Origin of the sequence: Marihabitans asiaticum (assembly GCF_007828725.1) — a bacterium.
In the GTDB taxonomy this organism is placed as follows: Bacteria; Actinomycetota; Actinomycetes; order Actinomycetales; family Dermatophilaceae; genus Marihabitans; species Marihabitans asiaticum.
The window spans coordinates 943,376-952,911 of record NZ_VIUW01000001.1; the positions used below are offsets into that span (position 1 = coordinate 943,376).

At 72.3% G+C, this 9,536-nt stretch carries 7 protein-coding genes and 1 tRNA gene; 5 read left to right on the forward strand and 3 right to left on the reverse strand.

From position 1 onward, the window contains the following. Positions 1-118: 118 nt before the first annotated feature. A complete protein-coding gene (locus tag FB557_RS04560) occupies positions 119-685 on the forward strand; it encodes a M48 metallopeptidase family protein (protein ID WP_144855928.1) in 567 nt (188 codons plus the stop codon). 110 nt (positions 686-795) lie between these two features. Here FB557_RS04560 and FB557_RS04565 read toward each other — a convergent pair whose 3' ends face one another. Then, the gene (locus FB557_RS04565) at positions 796-1,488 is read right to left on the reverse strand and encodes an NUDIX hydrolase (protein ID WP_246074400.1); all 693 of its coding nucleotides are present in this window, start codon (positions 1,486-1,488) and stop codon (positions 796-798) included. Next, the gene (locus tag FB557_RS04570) at positions 1,485-3,008 is read right to left on the reverse strand and encodes a zinc-dependent metalloprotease (RefSeq protein ID WP_144855930.1); all 1,524 of its coding nucleotides are present in this window, start codon (positions 3,006-3,008) and stop codon (positions 1,485-1,487) included. Before FB557_RS04570 ends, FB557_RS04565 begins: the two co-directional genes overlap by 4 nt. Positions 3,009-3,100: 92 nt before the next feature. On the opposite strand from FB557_RS04570, the gene FB557_RS04575 reads away from it, so the two are divergent. Continuing rightward, the gene (locus FB557_RS04575; RefSeq protein ID WP_170236177.1) at positions 3,101-4,177 is read left to right on the forward strand and encodes a YlbL family protein; all 1,077 of its coding nucleotides are present in this window, start codon (positions 3,101-3,103) and stop codon (positions 4,175-4,177) included. Between the two features lie 333 nt (positions 4,178-4,510). Here the strand turns inward: FB557_RS04575 and FB557_RS04580 are convergent, their stop codons facing one another. Beyond that, positions 4,511-5,032, reverse strand: a complete 522-nt coding sequence (locus FB557_RS04580) for a PPA1309 family protein (protein ID WP_144855933.1) — start codon at positions 5,030-5,032, stop codon at positions 4,511-4,513. 195 nt (positions 5,033-5,227) lie between these two features. On the opposite strand from FB557_RS04580, the gene FB557_RS04585 reads away from it, so the two are divergent. From FB557_RS04585 to FB557_RS04595, 3 genes are all read left to right on the forward strand, one after another. Then, positions 5,228-8,209 carry a UPF0182 family membrane protein gene (locus FB557_RS04585; RefSeq protein ID WP_144855935.1) on the forward strand — a complete coding sequence of 994 codons (2,982 nt, stop codon included), beginning with the start codon at positions 5,228-5,230 and terminating at the stop codon, positions 8,207-8,209. Positions 8,210-8,329: 120 nt separating this feature from the next. Continuing rightward, positions 8,330-8,406: transfer RNA gene (locus tag FB557_RS04590), tRNA-Met, on the forward strand. Between the two features lie 211 nt (positions 8,407-8,617). Beyond that, on the forward strand, positions 8,618-9,536 hold a 919-nt coding region (locus tag FB557_RS04595), incomplete at its 3' end, for a gamma-glutamyltransferase (protein ID WP_211356476.1).

Genomic DNA, 9,536 nt, shown 5'->3' on the forward strand with positions numbered 1-9,536 from the left:
TCGGGCGTCGTTGGGGTGTGGTGTCATCGAGCAGACTCGCACTGTCGGGCCGCCTCGCCGCGCGGGTTGTCCACAGGGGCGCCGGGACGTTGTCGGTGCCGGGCCCTACGGTCTGGACATGGACTACTTCGCCGACGTCGAGATCCGCCGCAGCGCCCGCCGCCGCAAGACCGTCTCCGCGCGGGTCGAGGGGGACACCTTGGTCGTCATGCTGCCGACCGGGTTGAGCGCCTCGGCGGAGCAGCGCTACGTCCGTGACATGGCCGAGCGGCTCGCTGCCCGGCGGGAGCGGCGCCGGCCCACCGACGTCGACCTGCACGAGCGGGCGATGGCCCTCTCGCGCCGCTACCTCGATGGTGCCGCGGTGCCGTCGAGCGTGCGCTGGGTGACGAACCAGAACTCGCGGTGGGGGTCGTGCACCCCGTCGTCGAAGGCGATCCGGCTGAGTCACCGCTTGCAGGAGATGCCCGACTACGTCCTGGACTACGTGCTCACCCACGAGCTGGTGCACCTGCTCGTGCCAGGGCACGGGCGTGACTTCTACGCGCTCATGGACCGATACCCGCAGCGGGAGCGGGCGCGGGGGTACCTCGAGGGCTTCTCCGGCCGGTCGGGGGAGTCCTGGGACGAGCCGGAGATCGACGAAGGGGGTGGAGCCGCCGCCCCGGAGTCGGCGGCTGGGTAGGGGCGGGTTGGAGAGACGATCAGGCGCCGGGTGATCGGCGAAGGGGGGTGAGCGCGGCTACGGCAGCGCGGGCGCCAGTCCGGGACGACTACCGGCGTGATGCGACGCGGCTACGGCAGTGCGGGCGGCGTCAACGCGGCGACGGCAGCGCGGGCGGCGCGCACCGACGGGGTGAGCTCCTCGGCGGTGCCCTCGGGCAGCGCGTCCGCTGGCCACCACGCGAGGTCCAGCGACTCGCTCGAGACTCTCGGCTGGCTCCCGGGGCGGGCGACGGCGGCGTAGCGGATGTCGAGGTGCGCCGAGCACCGCCCGAAGGCACCGGGCAGCTCGTGCCGGTCAAGGAGGACCGGCTCGGGGTGCACGGTCAGGTCTCGCGCGCACAGCCCGGACTCCTCGACCGCCTCGCGCAGGGCAGCGCCGGCGATGCTGGGGTCACCCGGCTCGATGTGCCCGCCGAGCTGGAACCACCGCCGCGCCTTCGCGTGCAGCGTGAGCAGCACCTGCTCCCCCTCCGCATCGAGCACGACGCACCCGACGGTGAAGTGCTCCGGCGGACCGTCCCGGTGCACCGCGTCCGGGTGCCGGACAAGGTGGCCGAGGAAGGACTCCCGCAGCGCCTCCTGCTCGCGGTCGGGCGCCGACCACGTGCGCAGCACGTTCTCGAGGTCGTCGGCGAGCCGAGAGCCGCCCGCTGCCCCGACCGTGACGTCGCCGACCTCGCCGACCTCGCCGACCTCGCCGACGGTCGCGTCGTCCGACGCCCCGACCGCGACGTCGCCGGCCTCCCCGGGACCGGACCTCACGCGTCGTCGGACGTGCCGGGGTCCTCGCGCTTGCGCGCCTCCTCGTCGAGCAGGGCCGCGAGCTCGGCGTCGAGGTCGTCCCCGGCCGGGGCACCTGTCGGCGAGGACCCTTCGGAGCCGGACGCGCCCGTCTGCTCCGGGTCACCGGCGTCGGGACCCGACCCGGTCGAGGAGGCGGGCTGACCCCCCTTCGCGCCGGTGGTCCGCTCGACATAGCCGAGCGGGTCGTCCAGGTCCGCCGAGGTCGGGGCGACGTCGGGGTGGCCCCAGGCGGCGTCGCGCGCCGAGGCGCCGCCGGCGTCCTCGAGCGCGGCGAAGAGGTTCGCGGCGTCGCGCAGCCGGCGCGGACGCAGCTCGAGCCCGACGAGCCCGGCGAAGGTCTTCTCGGCCGGGCCGCCGCTCGCGCGCCGGCGCCGCACCGTCTCGGCGAGGGCGTCGGTCTTGGGCAGGTGAGGGCCGGCGGCGCGTGCAGTGACGACGTCGACCCAGCCCTCGATAAGCGCCAGCCAGGTCTCGAGCCGGGTCAGGGCCGCCTGCTGCGCCGCGGAGGGCGAGGGACGGAAGAGCGAGCCGGCCAGCGCCTCCTGCATCGCGGCGACGTCGCCCGGCTCGAGCTGGGTAACCGCGCGGTCAACCGCAGAGGTGTCGATCGCGATGCCACGGGCGTACTCCTCGACCGCCGCGAGGATCTGCGGGCCGAGCCACGGCACGTCGACGAAGAGACGCATCCGCGCGCTCTCCCGGACGGCCAGGTGCAGCCACACCTCGTCGATGTCGACGTCGAGCCCGTCGGCGAGCTCGGCGATGTTGGCCGGCAGCAGCACGACGTGATCGTTCAGCAAGGGGATGCCGACCTCGGTGCCGGTGACCGTGTCCTCGGCGAGGGCACCGACGGCGCTGCCGGTCTGCGCGGTGACCAGGGCCGAGCCGAGCCGGTCGATCATCGGGGCGAGCTGCCCGGCGAGGGCGAGCGGGTTGGTGCCCTCGGGCACGCCGAGCGCGGTGAGGTCCGGCGCGTCCGGCCCGCTCAGCTGAGCGGTCATCGAGTCCCGGATCGCCCCGGACACCCCGTCGGCGACCGGCTCGACGAGCCGGGCCCACAGCGGCATCGTCTCCTCGACCCACTCCGCCCGGGTCATCGCGATGCCGGTCAGGCCGGGAGCCTCGAGGTCGGTGACCTCGTCGAGCCACATGCCCGCGACGCGGGTCGCCTGCTCGGCGAGGTTGGTCTCGCGGGCCCCGATCGTCCGGTCGCCCTCGGCGACCACCTCGCGGGCGGTCGTCGTCGCCTGGGTCAGGTCTACCCCCTTCGCCGTCGCGCCGGGGCTGAACATCGCCCGCATCTGGCCGGCCATGGCTCGCAGCTGGGCCGGGTCGGCGTCGGCGATACCCATCGCGGAGAGCTGACGGGCCACCTCCGGCGGGATGGGCGCGCCACCGGTCATCTCCTGGAAGATCGCCGCGATCTCCTCGGGCAGCTCCTCCCGCCCGTCGTCCTGGCCGCTGGTCGGCTCGCTCATCTGCGCTCCTTAGGATGTGTCGTCACCAACAGACCCAACCACGGTCGGGGCCGATAGGTTCCCACGGCCGGGGGAGCATCATGAGGGAGCCCATGACCGACAGGAGACGCGCCGACGCGCTGGCGTGGTCGATCATGTGGATCTCGCTGGTCATCCTCACCATCTCGCTCCTCATGGCCAACATCAAGGTGCCGTACGCGGTGGAGTCTCCCGGACCGGTCCGCGACACCCTCGCCTCGATCGGCGAGGGCGAGGACGCGGCGAAGATCATCACCGTCGACGAGAAGACCTACCCGACGACCGGTCACCTGTACTTCACGACGGTCAGCGTGCAGGGCAGCCCCGACGAGCACATCACCCTCTGGGAGTGGCTGCTCGGCACGCTCGACAGCGAGTCCGACGTCGTGCCCGAGGAGCAGGTCTTCGGCACCGGCTACACCGAGAAGCAGGTCAAGGAGCTCAACGCCGCCCAGATGCAGGGCTCGCAGAAGAACGCCGTCGCGGCCGCGCTGCGCAGCATGGGCAAGGACGTGCCGCAGGACAACGTCGTCGCCTCGATCGCCGAGGACTACCCGGCGGCGAAGGTCCTCGAGCTGAAGGATGAGATCCGCAAGGTCGACGGCGAGCCGGTCACGACCGTCGCCGACGTCATCGCCGCGATCTCGGATCGCACACCGGGCGAGGGCGTCGAGCTGACGATCGAGCGAGACGGCCGCGAGCAGGACGTGCAGGTCGGGACCAAGGACCTCGGCGGCGGCCGTGCCGGGATCGGGGTGGGCATCGACGCGCTCTACGACTTCCCGATCGAGGTCGAGATCGACGCCGGCAACGTCGGTGGCCCGAGCGCGGGGATGATGTTCGCCCTGGCGATCTACGACGTCCTCACCCCCGGGGCGCTCACCTCGGGGACCTCGATCGCCGGCACGGGGACGATCGACGACGCCGGCGCCGTGGGCCCGATCGGCGGCATCGAGCAGAAGATGATCGGCGCGCAGGAGGGGGGCGCTGCCTACTTCCTCGCGCCGCGGGCCAACTGCTCGGAGGTGAGCGGGAACGTCCCCTCGGGCCTGACCGTGCTCGAGGTCGCGACCCTCGACGATGCGGTGGGTGCCGTCGAGGCAGCGGCGAAGGGGGATGTCTCGGCTGTGCCGTCCTGCGGCACCCGGTGAGGGGGGCGCCCCGGGGCACGGGTGACCCGGGACCCTTCGCCCCTCTCGGCGCGGCTGGCCTGCGGCCCGCCGCCGGCCCGATCTCCCGTCTCTCTTCGCCCGCCGACCGGCCCGGGTCTCCCTTCGTCCGCCGTTGCTACCCGCGGGTACGACGACACAAGTCCGCGTAGCCACCCTGGTGACCCCCTGAGATCTCGAGGTCGCCGCGCCGAGGGGATCACTCGTGTCGTCCGACCCGCGAGTCACCGGTTGGGCACACGGAAAGCCGGCCCGAGCTCCCGTCGTGCGCCGACCGGCCCGGGTCTGCGGTGGCCCCGGGGTTCCCCCCTTCGCTCAGTCCTCGAGGGTGGTGCGCAACGCGTGGACGAGGCCGGGGGCGATGTCCTCACCCATCGCGACCTGGTCGTCGTGGTCGTTGGCCCGCTGACGCAGCAGGCAGATCGAGCGGCCGTCGCGGTGCACGGCCGCGAGGAGGCGCACGTCCTGGCGGTCCGGGTGGGCCGCGAGGTGCTCGGCTGCCTGCTCCGGGTCGCTCGGCAGGTCGTGCTCCGCACTCGGCGGGACGACCACGCGCTCGATGGCGATCGCGGCCCCGTGCACCGTCTCGGGCCAGCTGAGCCGCCCGAGCAGGGTCTCGATCGAGCTGGTCCGGGCAAATCCCTCCTGCTCGATCGCGGTGAGCGCGCCCGGGACGAGGTCGGTCACCGACATCGACTCGCGCAGCTGCGGCTCGGCGGCGAGCAGCGCCTCGGTCTCGACGAGCGCGAAGACCCGTGGTGCCTGGTCCCAGCCCGCGGTCCCCACGTGCCGCTCGGTCTCCAGGGCGCAGCGGGCCAGGGGCTCGGTGACCGGCATGGAGTCGGGACGCGACCGGGGCTCGGGGCGAAGGGGGTCGCGCGGGTCGCGGGGATCTACGGGGTCGGAAGGAGACGATTCGGGCACGGGGGCCATGCTGCCCCACCCGTTGTCAGGGACGGTAGGTAGGTTGTCCCCGCCGCGGTGTTTCCCCCGTGTGCGCCGACCCTGTCAGAGGACCGTGAAGAGAGAGCGATGAGCTCGAGCGACCTGCCCCCCGAGGACGGAGCGGGCGTCCCCAGCGAGGAGGACTCCGCCGCCGCGGAGGCCCGGCGCGCCGGGTCGCGGGCGCTGCGCTGGTTCATCGGCCTCGGGCTCGTCGTGCTGGCGGTCATCGTCGCGGCCGCGATCTGGACCGAGCTGCTGTGGTTCGAGGCGCTCGGCTTCAGCGCCTCGTGGTGGCGCCGGCTCGCGGCCGAGGCCCTCCTCTTCGTCGTCGGGGGGCTGCTCATCGCCGTCCCGCTGGCGGTGAGCCTGGTCATCCCGTACCGGCAGCGCGCGATGAGCTGGCCCGGGACGCCGGGGGAGCGGGCGCTGGCGCAGTACCGCGAGGTGCTCGACCCCTTCCGCCGGCTCGTGACGATCGGGCTGCCGCTCGTCATGGGGCTCATGGGCGGGTTGGCGGCTGCGGGTCAGTGGCAGCAGTACAAGCTCTGGCGGCACGGCAGCGAGGTCGGGGTCGACGACCCGCACTTCTCGATGGATGTCGGCTACTACCTCTTCGACATGCCCTGGTACTCCTTCGTCGTCGGCTACCTCACCGTCGTCGCGACGGTGTGCCTCATCGCCGCCGCCTTCGCGCACTACGTCTACGGCGGGCTGCGTCCGCCCGGGCGGGGCGGGTCGAGCCTGGCGACGTTCGTCCACCTCGGGGTGCTCGGCGCGGTCCTGGCCCTGCTGCGTGGGGTCTCCTACCTGCTCGACGCGCACGCGCTGACCACGCACGAGTCGGCGGTGCTCACCGGGGTCGGCTACACCGACGCCAACGCGGTGGTCCCGGCGAAGTACATCCTCGCCGTGGCTGCGGTGATGTGCGCGGGCTTCTTCCTCGCCGCGATCCGGCTGCGCCGCTGGCGCCTGCCGGTCATCGGGGTGGCCACCCTCGTCGGCCTGTCCGTGCTCGTCGGCAACATCTACCCGGCCCTGGTCGAGACCTACAAGGTGGCGCCGTCGCGCTCGTCGCTGGAGCAGCCGTACCTGCAGGACAACATCGACTTCACCCGAGCCGCCTACGACGTCGACGACGTCCAGGTCGAGGAGTACGACGCGGTCTCGAGCGCCTCCGCCGGGCAGCTGCGCGAGGACGCCGGGACGATCCCGGGCATCCGCCTGCTCGACCCCAACGTCGTCAGCCCCACCTTCCAGCAGCTCCAGGCCCAGCAGCCGTACTACACCTTCCCCGACGACCTCGACGTCGACCGGTACACCGTCGACGGCGAGAGCGTCGACACCGTGGTCGCGGCCCGCGAGGTCGACCTGACCAAGGTTCCCGCAGACCGGCGGGACTGGGTCAACGACCACACCGTCTACACCCACGGCTACGGGCTCGTCGCGGCTCGCGGGGCGCAGGTCTCGGGCAGCGGCAGCCCGGCGTGGTTCGACATCGCCGAGGCGAAGGGGGAGTACGAGCCTCGGATCTACTTCGGCGAGCAGATGAAGCACTTCTCCATCGTCGGCGGTGAGCCCGGCGCGCCCCCGCGCGAGGTCGACCGGCCGACTGGTGGCACCGAGAGCCGCTCGACCTACACCGGTGAGGGTGGGGTCGACATCGGTTCCCCCCTTCGCCAGGTCGCCTACGCGATCACCCATCGCGACCTCAAGCTGGTCCTCTCCGACGCCGTCGGCTCGAACTCGCGCCTGCTCGAGCACCGCACCCCGCTCGAGCGGGTGCAGCGGGTCGCCCCGTGGCTCACCCTCGACAAGGACCCGTACCCGACCGTGGTCGACGGTCGGATCCAGTGGGTGGTCGATGGCTACACGACCTCTCAGACCTACCCGTACAGCAGCCGGTTCAGCGTCTCGGGGGTGCAGGAGGGCACGGTCACCTCGATCGAGACCCAGCGCCAGCTGGCGCTCACCGGCGACCGGGTGAACTACATGCGCAACTCGATCAAGGCGACCGTCGACGCCTACGACGGGTCGGTGCGCCTCTACCGCTGGGACGACGAGGACCCGATCGTGCAGGCCTGGTCGGAGGCCTTCCCCGACCTCATCCGGCCCACCTCGGAGATCAGCGCCGAGCTGATGTCGCACCTGCGCTACCCGGAGGACCTCTTCCGGATGCAGCGCGCGGTGCTCGCCGACTACCACGTGACCAACGCCAGCGACTTCCGCGCCGGCCAGGACCGCTGGCGCGTCCCGAACGACCCGACGGTGCTGCGTGACCAGAAGGTCGCCCAGCCGCCCTACTACCTCACCATGGCGATGCCCGACCAGGACCAGCCGGCGTGGTCGCTGACCTCGACGTACATCCCGAAGGGCGACCGCGACGTCATGGCCGGGTACCTGGCCGTGGAGTCCGAGGCGGGGGGCGAGAAGGGCAACCCCGCCGACGGCTACGGGACGCTGCGGATGCTCGCGGTGCCACGCTCGACGACGGTGCCCGGCCCGCCGCAGGTGCAGAACGAGATCGCGAGCAGCTCGGTCAAGGGCGTCGACACCGACCAGACGCTGAGCGACTTCCTCAACAACAGCTCGCGAGGCAACAGCCAGGTCGACTTCGGCAACCTCATGACCCTGCCGGTCGGTGAGGGCTTCCTGCACGTCGAGCCGGTCTACCTCTCCTCGACCTCGGAGAATGCCTACCCCTCGATGCGGATGGTCATCGTCAGCTTCGGCGACCGGTACGCGTGGGCGCGCTCGCTCGAGGACGCGCTCGACGAGCTCTTCGGGGGTGACTCGGGGGCGAGCGGCGAAGGGGGTGAGCCGGCGCCGCAGGAGCCGCCGGCCGAGGAGCCGGACGGTGAGCAGGGTGGCGACGAGGCTCCGGCGTCAGGGTCCGAGCAGGCGCTACGCGAGGCGATCGCCGACATGGGCGAGGCCTACAAGCGCGGCCAGGACGCGCTCAAGGCCGGCGACCTCGAGGCCTACGGCAAGGCGCAGAAGGACCTGCGCGCGGCGCTCGAGCGGGCCGCCGCGAACCAGCCCGGTGGTGGCTCGGTCGACCTCGGCGAGTGAGTGGGGCGACTCGGTGGGCTGATTTGAGGTAGCACCGGGTCATCACCTCGGGCGTGTCTACATCGAACCAGCGCGATTTTGTCGTCACGCGGCGTTCACGTAGAGTTGCACTCGCAACGACGCGGGGTGGAGCAGTTCGGTAGCTCGCCGGGCTCATAACCCGGAGGTCGCAGGTTCAAATCCTGCCCCCGCTACCACCGCGATGCTAGCGCGCACCAACATCAGGGCGGACCTTTCGAGGTTCGCCCTGATGGCGTTTCCGGGGGCTGTGCCGTGAGCCGACGGCAGCCACGCTCGTCCCGGACCCGAACGTCGTGCTTTACCCCCTTCGCCGGTCGCCGCTCTCGAGGTGCAGGATCGCCCGAGCGGGTCCACCATGGAGATCTCGTCGTCACCAAGGGAGCTGACATGGCCGAGATCACCCGCCGCACCGTCCTTACCGCCGGCGGAGCCGGCGCCGCCGTCGCACTCACCGCGCCACCCGGCCACGCCGAGCCCGCCCACCGCAGACCACCCGGCCGCGGGCGGGGTCCGCGCGCGGTGCCCGAGCCGCTCAAGGTGCCCGAGGCGATCGGCGCCGGGGGAGCGGTCTCTTGCGTCGACCCCTACGCCGCTGATGTCGGGATGCGGATCCTTCGCTCCGGCGGCAACGCCGTCGACGCCGCCGTCGCGATGGCCGCCACGCTCGGCGTGACCGAGCCCTTCTCGTGCGGCCTCGGTGGGGGCGGCTTCTTCGTCTACCACCATGCACGGTCGGGTCGGACATGGACGATCAACGGCCGAGAGACCGCACCGGCGAGCTTCACCTCCACCTCGCTGACCGACGGCGCAGGCAACGCCCTCCCCTTCGCTAAGACGGTGAGCTCAGGGCTCTCCGTGGGAGTGCCCGGCACGCCGCTCACCTGGCAGGTCGCGCTCGACCGGTTCGGCACCCGGCGGCTGCGCTGGCTGCTGCGCCCGGCCGAGCAGCTGGCCCGGCGAGGTTTCGTCGTCGACGCCTACTACCGCCGTCACACCGAGTCCAACGCCGAGCGGTTCCGGCTCTTCCCCGAGACCGCGCGGGTCTTCCTGCCCGGCGGCAAGGCCCCCGAGGTCGGGGACACGATGCGTAACCCGGACCTGGCCGACACCTACGACCTCATCGGTCGGCGCGGTGTCGGCGAGCTCTACCGGGGCCAGGTTGCCCGGGCGATCGTCGACGAGGTCCGAGACCCGTCCACCGCGCCGGGTGTGAGCGTCTACCCCGGTCAGCTGACGGCGGCCGACCTGGCCGCCTACACCGCACCGGTCCTCGAGCCGACCCGGGCCAGCCACCGTGGTCTCGATG